22 protein-coding genes are annotated in these 21,584 nt (G+C 66.8%); 8 read left to right on the plus strand and 14 right to left on the minus strand.

Features of this window, described 5'->3' with window-relative positions:
* From JOF56_RS50795 to JOF56_RS50820, 6 genes are read right to left on the minus strand one after another with little or no spacing between them, the layout of a single operon-like run.
* Positions 1-1,032, minus strand: a complete 1,032-nt coding sequence (locus JOF56_RS50795) for an ABC transporter permease (protein WP_209646623.1) — start codon at positions 1,030-1,032, stop codon at positions 1-3.
* A complete protein-coding gene (locus tag JOF56_RS50800; protein ID WP_307855648.1) occupies positions 1,032-2,540 on the minus strand; it encodes a sugar ABC transporter ATP-binding protein in 1,509 nt (502 codons plus the stop codon). The genes JOF56_RS50795 and JOF56_RS50800 overlap by 1 nt, the downstream gene beginning before the upstream one ends.
* Before the next feature lie 8 nt (positions 2,541-2,548).
* Positions 2,549-3,607, minus strand: coding sequence for a sugar ABC transporter substrate-binding protein (locus JOF56_RS50805; protein ID WP_209646625.1), 1,059 nt, complete (start codon positions 3,605-3,607; stop codon positions 2,549-2,551).
* Positions 3,608-3,666: 59 nt separating this feature from the next.
* Positions 3,667-4,446: an SDR family NAD(P)-dependent oxidoreductase gene (locus JOF56_RS50810; protein WP_209646626.1), complete on the minus strand. Its 780-nt coding sequence runs from the start codon at positions 4,444-4,446 to the stop codon at positions 3,667-3,669.
* The gene (locus JOF56_RS50815; RefSeq protein WP_209646627.1) at positions 4,425-5,726 is read right to left on the minus strand and encodes an enolase C-terminal domain-like protein; all 1,302 of its coding nucleotides are present in this window, start codon (positions 5,724-5,726) and stop codon (positions 4,425-4,427) included. Before JOF56_RS50815 ends, JOF56_RS50810 begins: the two co-directional genes overlap by 22 nt.
* Before the next feature lies 1 nt (position 5,727).
* Positions 5,728-6,597 (minus strand): fumarylacetoacetate hydrolase family protein, encoded by an 870-nt coding sequence (locus JOF56_RS50820; RefSeq protein WP_209646628.1) that lies wholly within the window; start codon positions 6,595-6,597, stop codon positions 5,728-5,730.
* Positions 6,598-6,845: 248 nt separating this feature from the next.
* On the opposite strand from JOF56_RS50820, the gene JOF56_RS50825 reads away from it, so the two are divergent.
* Positions 6,846-8,075, plus strand: a complete 1,230-nt coding sequence (locus JOF56_RS50825; protein ID WP_209646629.1) for a serine hydrolase domain-containing protein — start codon at positions 6,846-6,848, stop codon at positions 8,073-8,075.
* A 60-nt stretch (positions 8,076-8,135) separates the two neighbouring features.
* Here JOF56_RS50825 and JOF56_RS50830 read toward each other — a convergent pair whose 3' ends face one another.
* Positions 8,136-8,849, minus strand: coding sequence for an NAD-dependent epimerase/dehydratase family protein (locus JOF56_RS50830; RefSeq protein WP_209646630.1), 714 nt, complete (start codon positions 8,847-8,849; stop codon positions 8,136-8,138).
* Between the two features lie 106 nt (positions 8,850-8,955).
* On the opposite strand from JOF56_RS50830, the gene JOF56_RS50835 reads away from it, so the two are divergent.
* Positions 8,956-10,425 (plus strand): serine/threonine-protein kinase, encoded by a 1,470-nt coding sequence (locus JOF56_RS50835; RefSeq protein WP_209646631.1) that lies wholly within the window; start codon positions 8,956-8,958, stop codon positions 10,423-10,425.
* On the opposite strand, the gene JOF56_RS50840 is transcribed toward JOF56_RS50835, so the two are convergent.
* From JOF56_RS50840 to JOF56_RS50850, 3 genes are read right to left on the minus strand one after another with little or no spacing between them, the layout of a single operon-like run.
* Positions 10,422-11,033, minus strand: a complete 612-nt coding sequence (locus JOF56_RS50840; RefSeq protein ID WP_209646632.1) for a response regulator transcription factor — start codon at positions 11,031-11,033, stop codon at positions 10,422-10,424. The genes JOF56_RS50835 and JOF56_RS50840 overlap by 4 nt on opposite strands.
* On the minus strand, positions 11,030-12,154 hold the full coding sequence (locus tag JOF56_RS50845) for a sensor histidine kinase (protein WP_209646633.1): 1,125 nt from the start codon (positions 12,152-12,154) through the stop codon (positions 11,030-11,032). The genes JOF56_RS50840 and JOF56_RS50845 overlap by 4 nt, the downstream gene beginning before the upstream one ends.
* Complete coding sequence (locus tag JOF56_RS50850) at positions 12,151-13,107, minus strand: sensor histidine kinase (protein ID WP_209646634.1); 957 nt, start codon at positions 13,105-13,107, stop codon at positions 12,151-12,153. Before JOF56_RS50850 ends, JOF56_RS50845 begins: the two co-directional genes overlap by 4 nt.
* A gap of 234 nt (positions 13,108-13,341) precedes the next feature.
* Here JOF56_RS50850 and JOF56_RS50855 point away from each other — a divergent pair, with 234 nt between their 5' ends.
* Positions 13,342-13,974, plus strand: coding sequence for a hypothetical protein (locus tag JOF56_RS50855; protein ID WP_209646635.1), 633 nt, complete (start codon positions 13,342-13,344; stop codon positions 13,972-13,974).
* Between the two features lie 46 nt (positions 13,975-14,020).
* On the opposite strand, the gene JOF56_RS50860 is transcribed toward JOF56_RS50855, so the two are convergent.
* Entirely contained in the window at positions 14,021-14,692 is a 672-nt protein-coding gene (locus JOF56_RS50860) for a TetR/AcrR family transcriptional regulator (protein WP_209646636.1), read from the minus strand.
* Between the two features lie 49 nt (positions 14,693-14,741).
* On the opposite strand from JOF56_RS50860, the gene JOF56_RS50865 reads away from it, so the two are divergent.
* From JOF56_RS50865 to JOF56_RS50880, 4 genes are all read left to right on the plus strand, one after another.
* Positions 14,742-15,161, plus strand: coding sequence for an ATP-binding protein (locus JOF56_RS50865; RefSeq protein WP_209648979.1), 420 nt, complete (start codon positions 14,742-14,744; stop codon positions 15,159-15,161).
* A gap of 44 nt (positions 15,162-15,205) precedes the next feature.
* The gene (locus JOF56_RS50870; protein ID WP_209648980.1) at positions 15,206-15,922 is read left to right on the plus strand and encodes an RNA polymerase sigma factor SigF; all 717 of its coding nucleotides are present in this window, start codon (positions 15,206-15,208) and stop codon (positions 15,920-15,922) included.
* A gap of 59 nt (positions 15,923-15,981) precedes the next feature.
* Positions 15,982-16,818 carry a non-homologous end joining protein Ku gene (ku, locus tag JOF56_RS50875; RefSeq protein ID WP_209646637.1) on the plus strand — a complete coding sequence of 279 codons (837 nt, stop codon included), beginning with the start codon at positions 15,982-15,984 and terminating at the stop codon, positions 16,816-16,818.
* Between the two features lie 79 nt (positions 16,819-16,897).
* Positions 16,898-17,512, plus strand: a complete 615-nt coding sequence (locus JOF56_RS50880) for a TetR/AcrR family transcriptional regulator (RefSeq protein WP_209646638.1) — start codon at positions 16,898-16,900, stop codon at positions 17,510-17,512.
* On the opposite strand, the gene JOF56_RS50885 is transcribed toward JOF56_RS50880, so the two are convergent.
* The 3 genes from JOF56_RS50885 to JOF56_RS50895 form a co-directional block, all read right to left on the minus strand.
* Positions 17,499-18,470 (minus strand): beta-ketoacyl-ACP synthase III, encoded by a 972-nt coding sequence (locus JOF56_RS50885; protein ID WP_307855649.1) that lies wholly within the window; start codon positions 18,468-18,470, stop codon positions 17,499-17,501. The two genes, JOF56_RS50880 and JOF56_RS50885, sit on opposite strands and share 14 nt — an antisense overlap.
* A 66-nt stretch (positions 18,471-18,536) precedes the next feature.
* Positions 18,537-19,187 carry a TetR/AcrR family transcriptional regulator gene (locus JOF56_RS50890; RefSeq protein ID WP_209646640.1) on the minus strand — a complete coding sequence of 217 codons (651 nt, stop codon included), beginning with the start codon at positions 19,185-19,187 and terminating at the stop codon, positions 18,537-18,539.
* 315 nt (positions 19,188-19,502) lie between these two features.
* Positions 19,503-20,369, minus strand: coding sequence for a 3-hydroxybutyryl-CoA dehydrogenase (locus tag JOF56_RS50895; RefSeq protein ID WP_209646641.1), 867 nt, complete (start codon positions 20,367-20,369; stop codon positions 19,503-19,505).
* A gap of 68 nt (positions 20,370-20,437) precedes the next feature.
* On the opposite strand from JOF56_RS50895, the gene JOF56_RS50900 reads away from it, so the two are divergent.
* Positions 20,438-21,562, plus strand: a complete 1,125-nt coding sequence (locus tag JOF56_RS50900) for an RNA-guided endonuclease InsQ/TnpB family protein (protein ID WP_307855839.1) — start codon at positions 20,438-20,440, stop codon at positions 21,560-21,562.
* The last annotated feature ends 22 nt before the right edge of the window (positions 21,563-21,584 follow it).

The raw sequence follows: 21,584 nt of genomic DNA on the forward strand, positions 1-21,584 counted from the left end.
CTACTCCTGAGCCTTGCCAGTGGTCAGTCGGGACAGCACAAGCGCGATGAGGATGATGACACCGTTGATCGCTCCGAACCAGTGCCCGTCGACACTCATCAGCGTCAGCAGGTTCTGGATCAGCCCGAGCATCAGCACACCGCACAGCGCGCCGAACAGCGTGCCCTTGCCGCCGTTGAGGCTGATCCCGCCGATCACCGCGGCGGCGAACACGGTGAAGATCATGCCTTCACCCATGTTGGCACCGATCGCGCCGAGCCGGCCGGTCTCCAGGATGCCGGCGAGCGCCGCGAGCACGCCGCCGAGGATCAGCACCGTCCAGACCACCGCATTGGTACGGATGCCTGCGGCCCTGGCCGCGTCCACGTTGCCGCCAATGGCGTAGAGCGAACGGCCCTGCCGGAAGTAGGACAGCACGACGATGCCGATGACAAACGCGATCAGCGCGATCCAGACCGAGGCCGCCAGCCCGAACCACTTCTCGAAGCCGAGGTACATGAACGACTGCGGGAGCTGGAACAGACTGCTGCCGCCGGACACACCGACGTGCAGACCGCGGACCGTGATCAGCATGCCGAGCGTGACGATGAACGCCGACAGCTGGAACTTCAGGATCAGCAGGCCGTTGAGCGCGCCGATCGCCGCGCCGATGGCCAGGCACAGCGGGATCGCCATCCACTGTGGCCACTCGGTGCCCAGGCCGTGCGCCTGGTCGGTGGCCGGCACCACCAAGGCGATCGCCAGCACCGGGGCGAAGCCGATGGTGGACTCCAGCGACAGGTCGAACTTGCCGGTGATCAGGATCATCGCTTCGGCCAGCACCAGCAGGGCCAGGGCGCTCTGCTGCTGCAGCACGTCGGTCAGGTTGCCCACAGTCAGGAACGTCGGGCTGATCAGCGCGCCGATCACCATCAGCACGATGATCGCCGGAACCAGGGCCAGATCCCGGAACCGGGCGAGCCGGATCGGCGTGCGGCGGCCGGAGGCGGGGGCCGTCGCGGTCGCCGCGTCCGGCGAGAGCGTCTTGGTCATCACTCAGCAACTCCCTCGATCGCCGCGACCAGTGCCGATTCCGTCCAGTCCCGGCCGAATTCGTGCGCGACCTCGCCGTGGAACATCACCACCACCCGATCGCAAACCTTCAGATCGTCCAGCTCGTCGGACACCACGATCACCGCGGCGCCCGTGCGGGCGACCCGGTCGACCACCCCGAGCAGCGACTCCTTGGACTTCACGTCCACACCCGCGGTCGGGTTGATCAGCACGAGCACCTTCGGATCGCCCGCCAGGGCCCGGGCCATCACGACTTTCTGCTGGTTTCCGCCGGACAGATCGGAAACCGGCTGCTCGGCACCGGAGGCCACGATGTCGTAGGAGGCGATCGCGCTGCCGCCCACCGAGGCAAGCTGTCTGGGCGGTACGAGACCGGCTGGCCCGAGCTTGCCCATCACCGTCAGGGCCGCGTTCTCCGCGATGCTCAGGCCGAGTACGAGTCCTTGGTGGTGGCGATCCCTTGGCACGCAGCCGATTCCGTGCCTGAGCGCGTCCACGACCGAACCCGGCTTCACCTTCCGTCCGTCCACTTCGATCACACCGGACGTGGGCTTGCGCAGGCCGTAGATCGTCTCGGCGACCTGGTGTTTGCCGCTGGAGGCACTGCCGGCCAGCCCGATCACCTCGCCTTTGCGGGCCTCAAGGCTCACGCCAGTAAAGGAATCCCCGCTGAGATCACGCAAGGTCAACGCGACCGTGGCCTTCTGGCCGACGTTGGGCCGGTCGGCCGCGCTGGGCACCGAAAGCCCCCCTGGCTCACCGGTCATCGCGTCGACCAGTTCGGCCCGGCCAAGCTCGTTGACCGGAGCGGTGAGGATGTGGCGGGCGTCCCGGAAGACCGTGACGGTCTGGCAGACCTCGTAGATCTCTTCCAGGTGATGGGAGATGAACATGAACGTGATGCCGGTGTCCTGCAACGCCCGCAGCCGCTCGAACAGGCGCTCGATCGCCGGGCCGTCCAGCTGGGCGGTCGGCTCGTCGAGGATGATGAACTTCGCACCGACCGAGAGCGCGCGGGCGATCTCGACCAGCTGCCGTTGCTCCACAGTCAGCTCCGACGCGGGTTTGGTCACGTCGACATCCACACCGAACGGTTCGAGCAGCTCGGCGGACTGCCTGCGCATCTTCGGCCAGCTGATCACCGTCTTGCCCTGGCGGTTGATGAACAGGTTCTCCGCCACCGACAACGCGGGCATGATCGTGGACCGCTGGTACACGCAGGCCACGTTGCGCCGCCAGCCCTCGCGGTCGCTCAACGCCGGAGCGGGCCGCCCGAAGAAGGCGACTTCACCACTGTCGGGCGCCTGCAGTCCGGTGAGGATCGAGACCAATGTGGACTTTCCGGCGCCGTTCCGGCCGACCAGGGCGTGGGACTCACCGTCGCGGATCTCGATACCGACGTCGTTGAGCGCCACCGTCTTGCCATAGCGCTTGGTGATGTTGCGCGCCGCGGCGGCGAGCGTACCGCCCGCCGCCGCTTCGTTCACAGAGCTCATCATTTGCCGATCTGGTTGCCCCACAACGCCTTGTCATCGACGTTGTCCTTGGTCACCAGGGGTGCGGGCAGCTGGTCCTCGAGGTTGCCGTTGCCCACGTCCACAATGGTCGAGTCGTGGTCGGTCGGGCCGGGCTTGAAGCTCTTGCCCTCCAGCGCGGCCTTCGCGTAGAACAGCGCCCACTTGGCATAGAGGTCCGCGGGCTGCGACACGGTCGCGTCGATCTCACCCTTGCGGATCGACTCGAACTCCTGCGGGATGCCGTCGTTGGACACGATGAAGATGTGGTTCGGGTCCGTAGCCGGCAGCAGGTGGTTGGTCGAGCGCAAAACCTGCAGGGTCGGCGCCAGGAACACGCCACCGGCCTGCATGTAGATGCCCTTGATGTCCGGGTGCTGGTTGAGCCGCGTCTGCAACGCGGAACTGGCCTTCGAGCCCTCCCAGTCGGTCGGCTCCTCGAACACCGTGATGCCCGGGTAGTCCTTCTTCATGCAGGCGGCGAACGCCTCCGAGCGGTCCCGTCCATTCACACTGGACAGTGCGCCCTGGAACTCGACGACCTTGCCCTTGCCGCCGAGCTTGTCACCGAGGAACTTGCAGGCCTTCTCGCCGTAGGCCTTGTTGTCCGCGCGGACGACCATGTACACCTTGCCCTGGTCCGGCCGGGTGTCCACTGTGACCACTGGGATCTTCTGCTGCTCCAGGCGTTGCAGCGTGGTCGCGATCGCGCCGGTGTCCTGCGGGGCCATCACGATCGCCTTGGCGCCCTGGCCGGTCAGCGACTGGACGTTGGCCACCAGGTTCTCGACCTTGTTCTGCGAGTTGGTCGGCGCCATCATGTTGACGCCAAGTTCCTTGCCGAACTGCGGGACGTACTTGATGTACGAGTTCCAGAAGTCCGAGTCGGCGCGTGGGAAGTCCACCCCGACCTTGGCGTTGGCATCGCCTGCTGCTGCCCCGCCCGGGGCCGAACTGGGAGACGATTCGCCACACGCGGTGGCGGCCAGCACCACCGCGGCTGCGGTGGCGACGGCACGAACTGATCTGCGGACGGGCACCACAGGTCCTCCTTGACGGCGGTGTCTTTAGAACGGTGTCACAAGCTGTGTTCTTGTCTCTACTGCTGGGCAGGCGGCCGCAGCCGCAGGCCGTGCATGCCGCCGTCCACGGCAAGCACCGTTCCCACCGTCGCGCCCGACAACGGGCTCGCCAGGTAGGCGATCGCGTTCGCGACCTCGTCGGCCGACACGAGCCGGCCCGTAGGTTGACGCGCGTTCAAGGCGGCACGCTCGGCCGCAGGGTCGGCTGCCTGGTCAAGCAACCGGCTCACCCACGGCGTGTCCGCGGTGCCGGGAGCGACACAGTTGACCCGGATGCCCTCGCGGACATGGTCTGCGGCCATCGCCAAGGTGAGCGCGTACACCGCACCTTTGCTGGCGGAGTACAACGCTCTTTGCGGAAGACCCGCCCACGCCGCGATCGAACAGGTGTTGACGATCGCTGCCGCAGGCGACTTCCGCAAGTGCGGCAACGCATGCCGGGCAACACGGGCCATGCCGACGACGTTCACATCCAGCACGCGCAGCCACTCGTCGTCAGGGTTCGTCGCGACATCACCAATCGCGCCGATGCCCGCGTTGTTGACCACGACGTCCAGCCGCCCGAACCGCTCGACCACAGCTTCGACCGCGGTCCTGACCTGGGCGTCGTCGCTGACGTTGGCCTCGAACCCGGCGATGTCGTCGGGCAGACCGTCCGGCTTGAGGTCCAGCGCCGCCACCCGCGCTCCCCTGCCGGCCAGCAGCTTCGCCGTGGCCAGGCCGATTCCGGAGGCACCGCCGGTGACAATGGCGACCAGACCGTCAAAGTCCCCACTCACGAGTTCTCTCCTGTCCATTCAGGACCATCCGGGAAACGGTAGCGGCGGAGTGTGGCATCGTGCATACGCGCGGAGAAGCCGGGCTTGCGCGGCGCGAGGTAGTACCCCGCCCGCACGATCGCCGGGTCGGTGAAGTGCTCGTGCAGGTGGTCGACCCATTCGATGGACCGGTCGGTCTGGCTCGCCGACACCGCGATGTAGTCGAACATCGACAGGTGCCGGACCAGCTCGCACAGCCCGACACCACCGGCGTGCGGGCACACCGGGACACCGAACTTGGCTGCCAGCAACAGGATCGCCACGTTCTCGTTGACCCCGCCGACCCTGGCCGCGTCGATCTGCAGCACCGAGATCGCTTCGGCCTGCAGCAACTGCTTGAAGACCACGCGGTTCTGTACGTGTTCACCGGACGCGACCTTGATCGGCGCGATCTGCCGGGCGATGGCCTGGTGGGCGAGCACGTCGTCCGGCGAGGTCGGCTCTTCGATCCAATAGGGACTGAACGGTGCCAGAGCCTGCATCCATTCCACCGCGGTGGAAACGTCCCAGCGCTGGTTGGCGTCCACCGCGATCCGGATGTCGTCGCCGACCGCCTCCCGGGCCAGCCGCAACCGCCGGATGTCGTCCTCCAGGCTGCCGCCGACCTTGAGCTTGATCATGTCGAAGCCGTCCGCGACGGCCTGTTTGGACAGTCGCACCAGCTTGTCGTCGGAGTATCCGAGCCAGCCGGGCGTTGTCGTGTACGCGCGGTATCCGTGGTCCAGCACGTGCTGGATCCGTTCGGCCTTGCCTTCCTGGGCCTTGTGCAGGATTTCCAGCGCCTCTTCCGGCGTGAGCGCGTCGGAGAGGTACCGGAAGTCGATCAGGCCGACGATCTCCTCGGGCGTCATCTCCGAGAGGAACTGCCAGACCGGCTTGTCCGCACGCCTCGCGGCCAGGTCCCAGGCCGCGTTCACCACGGCGCCCACGGCCATGTGCGCGACGCCCTTCTCCGGGCCGAGCCAGCGCAACTGTGAGTCGCCGACCAGACGCTGGGACAAGGAGGCCAGCGCCGCCGCGTCTTCCGGCACCGGCAGCCCGACGACGTGCGGCTCCATCGCACGGATCGCCGCGGCCTGCACGTCGTTGCCGCGGCCGATGGTGAACGCGAACCCGTAGCCGTCCGGGCCTTCGTCGGCGTGCAGCACGACGTAGGCCGCCGAGTAGTCCGGGTCCGGGTTCATCGCGTCCGAGCCGTCGAGCTCACGGGATGTGGGGAAACGGACGTCCAGTACGTCCATACCGACGATTCGGGGCATGTCAGGCCTGCCCGAGGGTCTGGCGCTGCCGGCCGAGACCTTCGATCTCGAGCTCGACCACGTCCCCGGCGCGCAGGTACGGCTTGGGCTCGGGCTGGCCGAGCGCGACGCCCTGCGGCGTGCCGGTGTTGATCACGTCCCCGGGCCGCAGCACCATCACCTGGCTGAGGAAGTGCACGATCCCGGCGACCGTGAAGATCATGTCCTTGGTGCTGGAGTCCTGCTTGAGCTCGTTGTTCACCCACAGCCTCAGCCCCAGTTCCTGTGGGCTGGCGACCTCGGACGCGGGCAGCAGCCACGGGCCGAGCGGGTTGAACGTCTCGCACGACTTGCCTTTGTCCCACTGGCCGCCGGGGCGTTCCAGCTGGAACTCACGCTCGGAGACGTCGTTGGAGATCGTGTAGCCGGCGACGTGGTCCAGCGCCTCGTCCGGCGAGTCGAGGTAGCGCGCGGTCTTGCCGATCACGACCGCCAGCTCCACCTCCCAGTCCGTCTTCGTGGACTTTCTCGGGATGAGCACTTCGTCGTACGGCCCGACGACACAGTCCGGCGCCTTCATGAAGACGACGGGCTCGGCCGGGATCGGCGCGCCGGACTCGGCGGCGTGCTCCCGGTAGTTCAGGCCGATACACACGACCTTCGTGGGCAGTACGACAGGCGAGCCCACGCGCAGACCGGTACCGTCAGCCGGGTCGTCGACGACCGGCAACGAGCCCGCTGCCACGGCATCGGACACGCGGGCGATCCCGTCCCCGGCAAGGAAAGCACCATCAATGTCGCCGGTCAGGCCGCTGATGTCGTACAGCGTTCCGTCATCGGCACGGACCACGGGCTTCTCCTCGCCGGTCCCACCGAGGCGCATCAGGTGCATGTCGGTTCCCTTCCCTCCTCGCTCAGCCAGCACGGCCAGCACAGCCAAGACATCCGATGTATATCCCCTCAGGGGCGCGTTCGTCCAGTGCTGTGATCGCATCGAAAGAAGAGATGTCCGATGAATCGGCCGAAGCCCCTGGTGGATCGCCCCCTCTTTCGTCATGGACCGAACAAACTCCGCCACTGGCCCTATCGGCCACCGTGGTGATGGGATTGACCCCCGCTCCGGCAAGAAAGTGAGGATCAATGCCGATCCTGGGCACGTACTCTCCCCCGTTCGCCGAGGTGGCGGCGGAATTCGAACGCAACTTCGCCGAGCGCGGCGAGGTCGGCGCCTCGGTCTCGGTGACCGTCGACGGCCAGACAGTCGTCGACCTCTGGGCCGGCGTCACCGACCCGGCGACCGGCGCCGAATGGTCCGAGGACACACTGGTCGACGTCTGGTCGTGCACCAAGGGCGCCACAGCCCTCTGCGCGCACATCCTCGCCAGCCGCGGCGAACTGGACCTGAACGCGCCCGTGGCCAAGTACTGGCCGGAGTTCGCCCAGAACGGCAAAGAGGCGGTCCTTGTCCACCAGCTGCTCGACCACCAGGCCGGGCTGAGCGGCGTCCGCGAACCGCTGCCGGAAGGCGCGTTCTTCGACTGGGAGAAGATGACCGGGCTCCTGGCGGCGGCCGAGCCGCTCTGGGCACCCGGCACAACCCACGGCTACCACGGCCTGACCTTCGGGTTCCTGGTCGGCGAAGTGGTCCGCCGGGTGTCAGGACGGCCGCTGGCCCAGTTCTTCGCCGAGGAGGTGGCCGGGCCGCTCGGGCTGGATTTCTGGCTGAGCCTGCCGGAGTCGGAGGAACACCGGGTCGCACCGACCCTGCCACCGGACATGACCAAGCCCGGGGTACTGGTGCCGAGCCTGTATCTGACCGCGATGGCCGACCCGGCCACGATCCCGGGCCTGATGGTCCTGAACACCGGCGGCTACCTGCTGCCATCCGGATTCAACTCCCGGGAGGCGCACGCCTCCACCATCGGAGCGGTCGGCGCCTGCACCAACGCCCGCGGCCTCGCCGGCATGTACCGGCCCTTGGCGCTGGGCGGCACATTCGCCGACGTCCAGCTGGTCAAACCCAGCCAGGTCGCCATCATGGGCCAGGTGACGTCGGCCTGCTCGATGGACGCGGCCGTCCTCGTGCCCACCCGATTCGCCCGCGGTTTCGGCAAGACGACCGACAACAGGCACCTGGCCCCCAACGACCAGGAAGGCATCCTGCTGTCCGAGGAAGCCTTCGGCCACAGCGGAATGGGCGGTGCCCTGGGTTTCGCGGACCTCAAGGCCAAACTGTCCTTCGGCTACGCGATGAACCAGCAGGGCACCGGAATCGGCGTCAACGAACGCGGCCAGTCCCTGGTCGACGCCACCTACCGAGCCCTGGGCTACCACCAGATGACCGAAGGCGGCTCCTGGTTCAAGCAGTGAGGTGAAGCCGACGGCATTGCCGCTGACGAACCGCTTTGTGACGGAGTCAGCGGCAATGCGTCAGCTGAACATGTGGCAGTCCGGGAACTCGTACGGCCGGTCTTCCGGGATGTCGAACGCCGAGCTGTCGTCGGCGGGCCGGTAGCCGAGTTCGGCCTGGGCGTTGGTGGTGTCCCAGCGGGCGGGTGTGTTGGCCGAGACCCCGAAGTAGGTGCCGAACTCCACGTCAGCGGTCAGCGCGGCCGAAGCGAGGTGCCGGGCGTCGCGATCCGACAGCCACATGTCGGCGATCCGCCGCTGGTCGAGCGGATACCCGCAGGATCCGAGCCGTAGGCAGATCACGGACACGCCATACCGCTCAGCGTGCCGCCGTCCCAGCTTCTCGACCGCGACTTTGCTCACCCCATAGGCACAGCACGGCCACGGAGTCCACTCCGGACTGATCAGCTCGCGATCGGGCCGGTGGTACAGACCCATCGCGTGTATCGAACTGGCCAGCACGATCCGCGGAACCCTGCCCCCGCACGCACGAAGCAGGATCTCAGTGAGAACGACGTTGCCCTGATAGGCCGTGCTCCAGTCCTGTCCCGGGCTGGGCGTCGCGGCGAGATGCAGGACGGCGTCAGCGCCGTGGACTGCCTCAGCGGCTTGGCGTGGGTCGGACAGATCCAGGTTCTCCCCGCCGGGCCGGAGGTCGATCAGACGCGTGTCCGGGGGGAGGGCCGGTCTCAGGACGGTTGCCACGCGGCCCAGGCCGCCGGTCACGACGAGCATTCATACCCCTCGCAGTCATTTCGTCCGGGGTGGCCCGGAAGGGTGTCCGTCCGGCTGCCCGATCGGACAGCACGGGTAAGCGATCACGGTGGAACACTGCGCCGTCATGCGGCAGATCGGTGGTGGGCGGTACACGCTTGTCCGCGAGCTTGGGCGCGGCGGGATGGGTGTGGTCTGGCTGGCGGACGACACTGTGCTCAGCCGTGCTGTGGCAGTGAAAGAGCTGATGGTGCCGGACGGGATACCTGTCAGCGAGCGCGCTGTGTATCAGGAGCGCGTTCTGCGTGAGGCCCGGATCGCGGGCCGGCTGGCCAATCCTGGTGTGGTCACGGTGTACGACCTCATCAAGGACGAGGGCGACACGTACATCGTGATGGAGTTCGTTCAGGCTCCCACGTTGACCGAGCTCGTCGAACGCGATGGGCCGATGCCCGCGACGCAGGCGGCCAGGCTGGCCGGGCAGCTGCTGTCGGCGTTGGAAGCGGCTCATGATGCCGGGATTGTGCACCGGGATGTCAAGCCTGGCAACGTCATGGTGCCCGCGAGGGATTCGGCCAAGCTGACCGACTTCGGCATCGCGCAGTCGTTCGAGGATCCCCGGCTGACGACCACCGGGACGCTGATCGGGTCGCCCGCCTACATGTCGCCGGAACGCCTGGAGGGCGGCGAGGTCTCGCCCGCCTGGGATCTGTGGGCGTTGGGCGCCACGCTTTTCTTCGCTGTCGAGGGACATTCGGCCTATCAGCGGAGCACCACGTCGGCGACCCTGCTGGCGGTGATGACCGAACGGCCGGCACCGCGACTGTGCCAGGGCCCGTTGGCAGAGCTGATCATGGGCCTGCTGGAGCCCGACCCGGAGTCGCGGCTCAGGGTTCCGGCCGCCCGGCGGCTGATCGAACAGGCGATGGGTCACGCGCCAAGCCCTGATCTGCCGACCGTCCTGGCAACGCCACCGAGGAAGAAGTCCCGGAAACCGGTATACGCCAGCCTGATCGCCGTGCTGGCGGTGGCGGTCTTCGCGACCGTGGTCATCTACTCCGTGCAGAACTCGCAGTCCTCGGTCGCGTCGCCGACAACTACTTCCTCGGTCCCGACCACGACGACCAGCGTCCGTACGACGTCCAAAGCCATGCAGCCGGTCCTGACATACGGCCCTGGAGGAGACATCGCGGATCTGTCCGGCCCGATGTTCGCCGGGGACTGCCTCACGTGGGTCCCGGTCAAGGGCGGACCCGCACCGGACATGGATTCCGACGTCGGCTGCTACGGCCCGCACGACACCGAGGTCCTCGAACAGAGCTGGGCGGACCGGGATCTGGAGAAAGACGTGCCCTACCCGCCGTTCGAGCGGCTGGCCGCCGAGACGGGCGCGTTCTGCACCAGCATCTTCCTGTCCGCCACGGTGATCGGAGCCGACAAGGAACAGACGCTGAAGTACTGGGTGGTCGTGCCCAACGCAGAGGCATGGAAGGTGAAGACCACCAACGGATACCGCATCTCCAACCGCCTCACGTACTGCTTCGTCGGCAAGGCGGACGGCTCGAAGCTCACCGAGCCCGTGATGACCAAGGGCTAGGTGCCCAGCCAGCCGGCGTTGCGGGCGATCCGGATCGCGTCGATCCGGTTGCGGCCACCGGTTTTGCTGATCGAGTTCGAGAGGTAGTTGCGCACAGTCGCGGGAGACAGCGACAACCGGACGGCGATCTCCTCGGTGGAGATCCCCGTCTCGGCCGCACGCAGGACATCGGTTTCCCGCACGGTCAATGGGCTCGCGCCGGTTTCCAGAGCCGCGGCCACCAGGTCGGGATCGATGACGCGTTGGCCCGCAGCGACCCGGCGGATACCGTCGGCCAAAGCGTCCGGCGGGGCGTCCTTGGTGATGAAGCCGCGGACGTGCAGTTTGAGCGCGCGCAACAGGTTGCCCGGCTGGGTGAGGCCTGTCAGCACGAGTGTCCGGCATTCCGGCAGCTGCTCGTACAGTTGCCCCGCGGCGGTGAGCCCGTCGATTCCCGGCAGGTCGATGTCCAGCACGGCCACGTCCGGGCGCGTCCGCAGCGCCGTGGCCACGATCTCGTCGCCACGGTCGAGGTCGGCGACCACCTCGATGTCGTCCTCCAGCAGCAACAACGCCGCCAGCGCACGGCGGATCATGTGCATGTCCTCGGCGATGAGCACCCGGATCATCGGTTCCCCCAGTCACTATCGGCCGGTATCTCGACGACGACGCGAAACTCGCCATCCCGCTGTCCGCTGATCAGGGACCCGCCCATCGCGGTGGCCCGGGCGGCGAGACCGGTCAGGCCGTTGCCGTCGGAGGAAGGCTGTTCGCGTACCCCGTCGTTGACGATCTCCAGCCGCGCACTGCCCGCCTGCCTGGACACGACGATCGAACAGCAGCGGACTTCGCTGTGCCGCAACATGTTCGTCACGCCTTCCCGCACCGCCCAGGCGAAAATCCGCTGGGCTCCCTCAGACAGCCCAGCCGTATCCACGTCGATCGTCGTACGGGCACCGGCGGTCGCCAGCAGTGCCACCGCGCCCCGGGCTTCGGTGGCCAACGACACCGCGTGCTCGTCACGGGAAATGGCACGCATGGTGCGCAACGTATCGCGCGCCACGCCAGTGAGCCCGGTGATCTCCTCGCGTGCGCCGTCCGGATCGTCCGGCAGCAGCCGCAACGCGAGACCACCCTTCAACGAGATGGCCGACAGACTCTGCCCGAACAGATCGTGCAGGTCACGCGACAAACGCAACCGTTCCTGGGCGACGGCGGCCTCAGCCAGCCGGGCCCTGGTCGACTCCAGTTCGCCGAGAACCGCGACCAGCCGGGCAGCCAGGTAAATGATCACCGGCGGGACGGCGGCAACGACTCCGTAGAGCACTGCGAACACGATCCCGACCACCGAGTCCAGCGGGTCGGAGGCCAGCTCCGCGACGACGGCGAACGCCGTCATCCCGGCGAAGACCCCGATTCTGACCCAGCCGCGCAGCAGCATCAGCGCGGATGCCCCGGCGGAGAACATCGCCGCCTGCCAGTTCGGCCACCAGTCCAGCAACAACAGCGGCAAGTAGACGATGGCGATCAGTGCCGCCAGCGTCCACGCCCAGCCTCGCGGGCGTGTGTCCCGCGACGCTGCCAGGCTGTGACGCAGTTGCAGCCCGCCGAGTACAAGGCCGAAGACGACCGCGACGGCGAGATCCCGTCCGGCGTAACCCGCGACGCCGAATCCCGTGTACCACACCGGAATGACGGTCACCGGCAAGTGCAGGACGACGAGCAGCCATCGGGCGTGCCGGGCGGTCATCGGTCCACCTCGATGATCACCTGGGACGGTTCGACCTTGATCACGCATCGGCCGGCTGTGTCGTCGGCCAGCACCCGGGACACTTCGGCACGCAGGCTCACCAGCATGTCTTCGTGGTCCGGCGGCCCGCCCGGCGGAAGTGCCAGCCTTGCCTCGATTCCGGCCGCGGCGAGCAGCCGCACGGCCGCGTCCAGCTCCGCTCGCAGCGGAGAATCCCCGATCCCGGCAACCGTCCGGCGTGCCTCGGCCAGCGTCGACCGGGCGTCGGCGACCACCTCGCGCAGGTGCCCGGCCGCGTCATCAGGTGCCGTCGTGACCAGTTCTGCGGCCCGGTCCCCGGTGTCGGCAATGGATTCCAGTGCGGTGCCAAGCGAATCGCGTAGTCGCGCGTCGATCCGCACTCGCTCCTGCACGACTGCCTGACCGGCCAGCTCATTGCGGGCGGCCCGCAGTTGCCGGACCGCGGCGATGAACCGGACCGGAACGGCGATTGTCAGCCCGTTGAGTACTACGCCGAGCGAGAAGTACGCGATCCATTCAGGCTGTCCATACGCGAACGTCACCGGAACCGGAACAACAGCCAGAATCGCGAACACGACCAGCGACCACGGCAAACGCAAGACAAGCAGCGCAGACGCCGCCAGCGGATACAACGCACCCAGCCACTGCACTCCGACAACCGGAAGCACAGCCGCCACCACGACAGCCATGCCCGTCAGCCCCCATCGCGCGCCGACCGGCTGAACGCCCCGCGCCACATGGCGTATGTGCCAGACAAGGACCAGCATGCAGGCGAACATGGCAATGACCGTGACCGCCGCGTGCTGAGGCTGGATGTAGATCACCCGGAAAACGCCCACAGTCATCAGGACGAAGCTGCCTGTGACCACACCGGCCGTGGCGAGCCCGGGCAGGCGGCCCGAATGCTCGTGTGTGTTCAGTACGACCCTCACCTGGCATAGATCAATACCAGGCAACGCTATGGGTGCGAGACGCATCCCGACAAGCGGTGCGGACATCTGCGGCATGTCTCACTTTCCGGCCGCCGGCAGCCACGGGCCAGCGTGCCGGACCGGCCGACGGGCCCGGCAGATGTGAATGTCCACATCCGGTGATGATGAACATCATCGGTAACCGGCTACATCGACATCTGCCGGGCAGGTGCTCCGGCGGCCGAGACTCCGCACATGACAAACGACAGCTCACTGCGGACCCGGCCTGTTCCCACGCGGCTCGCAGGCGCGGCCACGGTGGCGGCAGGTGCGATGTTCCTGCTCTATCCGGCAGTGCGACCGGCCGGCGACGCGGCCGAAGTGGTGGCGAGCGGCGCCTGGGTCGCGTCGCATTTCTTCGCCATGATCGGCTTCATCCTCGTCCCGTTCGGCCTGTACGCCCTGTTACAGATGACCGACGACAGACGCGCCCGCTACGCGCTCGTGACGAGCTGGATCGGCGCGGGGCTGGTTCTGCCGTACTACGGCGCCGAGGACTTCGGGCTGCATGTGATCGCGGCGCGGGCTGTACGCGAACCGAACGTGGGCTTCACGGAACTGGCCGAAGCGTTCCGCTTCGACCCGCTGGCCGCAGGCATGTTCGCGGCAGGCCTGATCCTGCTGGCAGTGGCCGGGGTGCTCGCCGCGCTCGCCGTCTGGCGATCCGGCACGCTGCAGCGCTGGAGCGGCGTGCCGTTCGCGGCCGGTCTCCTGCTGTTCTTCCCGCAGTTCTACACACCCGCCGCGGTCCGTACCGCGCACGGCGTCCTGCTGGCAGTCGGATGCGTCTGGTTGGGGATGACGCTCTGGCGTTCCCGCCGGATCTGACGCCCAGGTCGCCGGGCAGCGTCCCCTGCCCGGCGACCTGGGTGTTTCAGAGCACCTCCGGGCGGTAGATCGTGCGCAGCCAGATGGAGGCCAGCGTCTCGACCATGTCGGCGTCCCATTTCGCGGACACCTTGGCCAGTGACTGGTGGTAGCAGGTCGTCTCGTTCATCAGTACGAGCACGCGGGCCAGCGTCTGCGCCGACGGCGGGCCTGGCAGAGCCAGTCCGGTCCGGCGTTCGCTCTCGATCTGCACGGCCGTCGACCGCATGAACCGCCGGGCGACCTGGTCCCACAGCTCGGCCAGCCGCGGGTCCGACTCCCGGCCACGAACCGACGCACGCAACACCGAGCCGTGCTCACGCCACAACGCCACCGTCGCGGTCAACGCCCGGCGTACGGCGACACCAGGCGTCTCGTCGCTACGACGGAACCACACCACGCCCGAGGCGTAGATCTCGTGCAGCACACGCTCGGACAAGGCGTACAACACCGCGTCGCGCGACTCGAAGTGGAAGTAGAACGTCGAGCGCGAAACCCCTGCGCCCGAGGTGAGTTCGTCGATGGCGATCTCGCGCAGCGAACGCTTGGCCAGCAGCCGGGCCGCGGTGTCCAAAATGGCCTGCGCGGTGAGATCACCCTTGGTCGGCTTGCGAGCCTGCTCTTCGTTCGCGCCTTCGCCGGGTGGTGTCCACTCCGGCGGCTGGCGGCGGACCGTCATGCCGTCATTCTTGCAAACGTGTGTACGGGCTAGTGTTGTCCGGGTGACGATGTCTGACCAGGCACAGCCTGCCGGCGACGAGATAGAGGTCAGGGTCGCAGCCGACCCCGCCCAGCTGCCGGTGCTGCGCGCGATCGCCTCGGTGGTGGCGATGCGCCAGGATTTCGACCTTGACGCGATCGCCGACCTGAAGATGGCCGTGGACGAGGCGTGCTCGATGCTCGTACTCAACGCGGCCAAGGGCTCGATCCTGTCGTGCCGGTTCCAGCCCGCCAAGGCCGAGATCCGGGTGCTGGCGACCGCGCTGTCGGACAACGACGAGTGGCCGGACACCGGTTCGTTCGGCTGGCACGTGCTCTCCACCCTCACCGACACGGTCGACGCCAGTGTCGCGCCCGCCTCAGCCGATCCGGGTGGCTTCACCCTGCGCATCGAGCTGTCCAAACGTAACGGGCTGGGACACGAGTGAACCCACGCGGCGGCTACGACCACCTCGCCCCGCTGTTCGACCAGATGGCATCCCTTCCGGAGAACAGTGCGGAGCGCGCGGAACTGCGTGAGCGGCTCGTCACCGAGCACCTGCCGGTCGCCGAGCACATCGCGCGCCGGTTCAGCCACCAGGGCGCGCCCCTGGAGGACCTCGCCCAGGTGGCGCGGATCGGCCTGATCAACGCGGTCGACCGGTTCGACCCCGAGCACGGCTCGGACTTCATGTCGTATGCCGTACCCACGATCATGGGTGAGGTCCGCAGGCACATCCGGGACACGAGCTGGGCGGTGCACGTGCCGCGACGGCTCAAGGAGCTGCGGCTGTCGATCGCGGGCGCGGTCACGGACCTGTCCCAGCGGCTCGGCCGTGCGCCGACACCCAGCCAGATCGCCGAGCACCTGGGCATCACCCGGGAAGAGGTGTTCGAGGGCCTGGAGGCGACCAACGCCCACCACTCGCTCTCGCTGGACTACCTGCTCACCGACGATCCGGACTCCGCCTCGCTGGCCGACACGCTCGGCGCCGACGACCCCGAGCTGAGCGTGGTCGACGCCCGTGAAGCGCTGTATCCGCTGATCAAACGGCTGCCGGAACGCCAGCAGAAGATCATCACGCTGCGCTTCTTCGGCAACCTGACCCAGACCCAGATCGCTGACCGGCTCGGCATCAGCCAGATGCACGTCTCCCGGCTGCTGGCCAAGAGCCTCGACTCGCTGCGGGCCGGGCTCGGCAACGGCTGACCAGGCCTTTTCCGGCGTGGGGGGTTGAAAAACGACGGTGTAGTCGGTACGCACTGCATATGAGACCCGTTTGGCGAGGTGCCATCTCCTTCGGCCTGGTGACCATCGCCGTGCGGATGTTCGGCTCGACGGAGGAACACGACTTCCGGTTCCACCAGGTCCACCCCGAGGACGGGGGGCGGATCCGCTACAAACGCGTCTGCGAGATCTGCGGAAACGAGATCGAATACCGCGACATAGCCAAAGGTTACGAACTCGACGACGGGCGCGTGGTCATCCTCACCGACGAGGATTTCGCCAAGCTGCCGGTGTCGACCGACAAGTCGATCCAGGTGCTGGAGTTCGTGCCGACCCAGGAGGTCGACCCGATCTTTTTCCAGAAGACGTACTACCTGGAGCCGGACAAAACCGCGGGCCGTCCGTATGTGCTGTTGCGTCAGGCGCTTGAGGACACCGATCGGCACGCGGTTGTGAAGATCACCATCCGGCAGCGGGAATCGCTCGGGATCCTGCGCGCACGCGATGACGTGCTCGTTCTGCACACCATCTTCTGGCCCGACGAGATCCGCAAACCCGATTTCGGGTTCCTCGACCAGGACATCGAGGTCCGCTCACAAGAGCTGAAGATGGCGACTTCATTGATCGACAACATGGCCGGCTCCTTCCGGCCCGAGCAGTTCACCGACGAATATCGCGACGCCATGGCCGAACTGGTGGCGGCCAAGGCCGAAGGCGCGGAACTGCCCGAACGCCCTGAAGAGGAAGACCAGGGCGATGTGATCGACCTGATGACGGCATTGGAACGCAGTGTCGAACAGAGCCGGGCGGCAGGCGAGCAGCCACCCGCGAAGAAGAAGCCGGCTTCGAAGAGCAAGTCGGGGAAGCGAACCGCTTGACATTACCGAACAGGCCGGCAACCCGAACGGGTTAACCGGTCATTCCACGCTGCCTGGCGCAGCATGCAAGAGTAATGGCATGAGTTCTGCTTCCGAACCACGCTGGCGACGACTCGAACCAGACGCACGGCGGGAACAGATCCTCGTCTGCGCTATCCGGCTATTCGGTGAGCGCCCGTACCCGGCGGTGTCGACAACGGACATCGCACAGGAAGCGGGCGTCGCCCGCGGCTTGATCAACCATTATTTCGGCACGAAACGCGATCTGTATCTGGAAGTGGTCCGCAGAATGGTGACCATTCCCTCCTCGACGATCCAGGGCCTGCCGCCCGGTTCACTCGAGGAGCGGATCGCCGCGAGTGTGAACTGGTTCCTCGACCGGGTGCTGCGGCACAGCAGGACGTGGCTCGTCGCGGTCGGCGGCGTGGGGCACGACGCGGATGTCGAACGAATCCTCGCCGAAGCGGACGAACTGGCCGCCGACCGGGTTCTGGAATTCGTCGGCCTGACCGAAGTCAACGAACACCGGGAACAGTTGCGTGCGATGGTCCGGGCATACGCGGCCATGGTGAAAGCGGCCGGGCGGGAATGGGTGATGGGCAATCACCTCAGCCGCGACCAGGTTCACCTTTTGCTCAGCCAGACCCTGCTCACCCTGGTCCGGGACACGTTCCCGAAAGTCAGGGCAACGTGACCACCTGCGCGGCATAGCTCAGCCCGGCGCCGAAGCCGATCAGCAACGCCAGCGAATCCGGCTCGACCGCCTTGGCCTCGACAAGCCGTTGCAGCGCAAGGGGAATCGACGCGGCCGAGGTGTTGCCGGAGCGGACCACGTCCTGGGCGACCACGGCACCGGGGGCGCCGATCTTCTTGGCCATGGCGTGAATAATCCTCAGATTCGCCTGGTGCGGCACGATCGCGGCCAGATCCTCGGGTTTCACCCCGGCCCGTTCGCACGCGGCCAGCGCGATCGGATACAGCTCAGTGGTGGCCCACCGGAAGACAGCCTGACCCTCCATGTGCATGCCGTGGGTGAAATCAGGAATACGGATCAGGTCCGCACCCTGACCGTCGCTACCCCACACCACCGGACCGATGCCCGGATCGGGTGACGCGGCCACGATCGCGGCACCGGCCCCGTCACCGAAAATGATCGAAGTCCCCAGATCCTCCGGATCGACCCAGGCCGTCATCCGTTCCGTACCAACAACAAGCACATGCTCAGCCGACCCGCTACGCACCACGTCCGCCGCGACCGTCAGCGCATAGCAGAAGCCGGCACACGCCGCATTGAGATCGAAGGCACCTGCCGTCACGGCCCCGACATCACGCGCGACCCCGGACGCCACATCCGGCATCGGCCGGTCGGCACTGCAGCTCGCGACGATCACCAGCCCGATCTTGCCGGCCTCCAGCCTGCAGTTCTCCAGCGCCTGCCGAGCGGCGGCGACTGCCATCTCATGCACGGTTTCGGCGTCTTGCGCCTTACGCACCGAGACAATGCCCGTGCGCCCCTGCACCCATTCCCCCGTACGCCCGAATCTGCGAGCCGTCTCCTCGCTCGTGACCACAGTGGACGGCTGATACGCCCCGAACCCGACGATCCGGGCACCGGCCACCGGCCTGGCCTGACGAAGACGAGAAACTTTCACCGCGGAAACTCCACCCATGAGGCCCATCTTGGGGCCTACCAATGAGTAAGAGTGTCATCCTCTGGTCTACATTTCTTTGGGTGTCGCGGCCGGCCGCATCAATACTGCCAAGTAACTTCTCGCGAATGCCCGCACCGACTCGTCGTCGTCCAGCGGAATGCAACTGTCGGGCGTGAGCGTGAACGAGATGGCGAGCCTTACGAATAGCTCCGCGACACCGGCCGGATCCCGCCCGTCAACCGGCGTGTTACCGCCCGGCAGCCCTTCTGCCTGACTGACCAGGAAATCCCGGGCAACCGCGACCACCAGCCCCCCGTTGACCGTGAGATAGGGCAACAACGCCTCAGGGTCACTCGCCAGCAGCCTCGGCAGCAACGGATCCTGACGCGCGTACCGAACCCCGACGACAAACCCCTCCACAAGCCGCTCCGTAGCAGTCGGCAACCCCTCGACCGCCTCCGCGACACTCCCGAAGAACCTCCGGCACTCCCGGATCAGGACAGCCTGAACAAGCACATCCTTGTTCTCGAACCGCCGGTAAAGCGTCGCCCTGGACACCCCGGCCCGCTTCGCCACCGCGTCCACGTTCGCACGCCGCAACCCATACGCCAGGAACTCAGCCAACGCCGCATCCAGAATCCCCTGCCCAACAGGATCAGTCTCCCGCCCCTCACCCAGCACAAGACCCAGCAGCGCATTCGCCTCAGCAGGCTTCACACCGAACAGCCTAGAACCCCCACCCCACCGATCCCTGAGAAGAGGATGCAGGCGCGCCCAGTCACCGAGCTTGAAGGTCTGGCGGACCCGAGCGGGGAAGCAAGGTCAGCAGGGGTTTGCAAGAGGTGAACCCGCGCGAAAGGACCGTTCGCACCGGGATCACCTGATCGGCTCAACATCGTCGAGTAAGGGTCGAGTGAGGACCGGCGCTCGACGGCGGCAGCGGCGACACCGAAGCAACCACAAGATCAACGATATTCCAGGAAAACCAGTGCCCGCGAAGAAAGAAATCCTCGCGGGCAAGGCACGAAAGGCTCAGTACTGGTGGAAGCCGCGACCGCTCTTCTTACCCAAGAGGCCGGCGTCGACCATGCGGAGCAAGAGCGGAGGCGGAGAGTAGAGCGGTTCTTTGAATTCGGCGTACATCGATTCGGCGATGGCCTTGGTTGTATCGAGGCCGATCAGGTCTGTGAGGCGGAGGGGGCCCATGGGGTGGGCGCAGCCGAGGACCATGCCGTTGTCGATGTCGTCGGCGGAGGCGAAGCCGGATTCCATCATGCGGATCGCGGACAGCAGGTACGGCACCAGCAGCGCGTTGACGACGAATCCGGCGCGGTCCTGGGAACGAATCACCTGTTTGCCGAGCACGCCCGTTACGAATGAGTCGGCCCGTGACTGGGTTTCGGGGCCGGTCAGCAGGGAGGGGACGAGCTCGACCAGTTTGAGGACCGGGACCGGGTTGAAGAAGTGGATGCCGATGACCTGCTCCGGCCGGCTGGTGGCCATGCCGAGCTTCATGATCGGGATCGAGGAGGTGTTGGAGGCGAAGATCGCCGCCGGGTCCTCGACGACTTTGTCCAGGGCCGCGAAGATGTCCGTCTTGATCTGCTCGTTCTCGGCGACCGCTTCGATGGTGATCTGACGGTCGGCGAGTTCACCTATGTCGGTGACGAAGGTGATTCGGCCGAAGGCTGTGTCGCGGTCTTCGGCGGACAGTTTGCCGCTGCGGACACCTCGGTCGAGTGATTTCTCGATCCGTGCCTTGCCTGCTGTCAGGGCGTCCACGGACGCCTCGGTGACTTTGACGTCCAGGCCGGCCCGGGCGCACACCTCCGCGATGCCCGATCCCATCAGACCGCACCCGACCACACCAACGCGGCTCACGCTTGTCCCTTCGCTCATTGTGACTCCTGATCGGCGGGAGCTCCCGCCTCCGTGTGTGGGAGGAAACCGAGGCCGTTGGTCCGAGCGTGGCGTGTCCGGAGTTGTCGGCATCGGATGTTAACGTTGCGTGCGCGCCCCGCTACCGCTTGTCTCCGACGTTCGAGCAAGAGGTCGGGTTGCTGGAGCACTGCGCGCAGGCTCGATTCGTATGGAATCTGGCCGTGGAGCAACATTCGTGGTGGCGGCCGGAACGTGGTGCGGCGCCAGGGTATGTGGAGCAAGCGCGGCAACTGACTGAGGCGCGAGCGCAGTTCGCGTGGTTGCGTGCCGGGTCGGTGACGGTGCAGCAGCAGGCGTTGCGGGATTTCGCCCAGGCGATGCGGAACTTCTTTGGTGGCACGCACCGCAGGCCAACCTGGCGCAAAGCCAGCCGGCATGAAGGCTTCCGGCAGGTCGCGGTGAAACCAGAGCACATCCAGCGGCTCAACCGCCGGTGGGGGCGGGTGTGGGTGTCCAAGGTCGGGTGGGTCCGGTTTCGCTGGACGCGTGCCGTGCCTAACGCAGTCAAGTCCTACCGAATCACCCGTGACCGGGCGGATCGGTGGCATGTCGCGTTTGCCGTAGTGCCCACTCCGATCCCCGCGCCGGGCAACAACAAGGTTGTGGGGGTGGATCGGGGTGTGGTGGTGTCGGCCGCGTTGTCGACCGGGGAACTGCTGAGTGTGCCTGGCCTGACGCCCGGTGAGAAACAACGACTGGGCCGCGTGCGTCGCGCCCTGGCTCGCCGCAAGCGCGGATCGAACCGGCGAGGCCGAGCCAAACGCGCGATCCGGGGCATGACCCTGTCGGCGAAGGGCACAGTGGACAACCCGGGCCGTGGTGTGCGGCAGAAAGCCGGGCTCAACCGTGGCATCCTGGCCAACGGATGGGGAATGCTGGTAGCCCGGCTGGAGCACAAGGCGCCAGGCCGGGTGGAAAAGGTCAAAGCCGCGTACACCTCGCAGCAGTGTTCGGCTTGTGGGCATATCGCACCGGAGAACCGTAAGAGCCAAGCGGTATTCCAGTGCGTCGCCTGCGGGTTCGCCTGTCACGCTGACGTGAACGCGGCGAAGAACATCGCCGCCGGGCGGGCGGTGACAGCGCGGGGAGCCCTCCAGCCACTGGGCAGGGCTGCGAACCGCGAACCTCAACTCGCTGCCCTCGCTCTCTGAGTGTTGGTGGTGGGTTGGAATC

The organism is Kibdelosporangium banguiense (genome assembly GCF_017876405.1).
In the GTDB taxonomy this organism is placed as follows: Bacteria; Actinomycetota; Actinomycetes; order Mycobacteriales; family Pseudonocardiaceae; genus Kibdelosporangium; species Kibdelosporangium banguiense.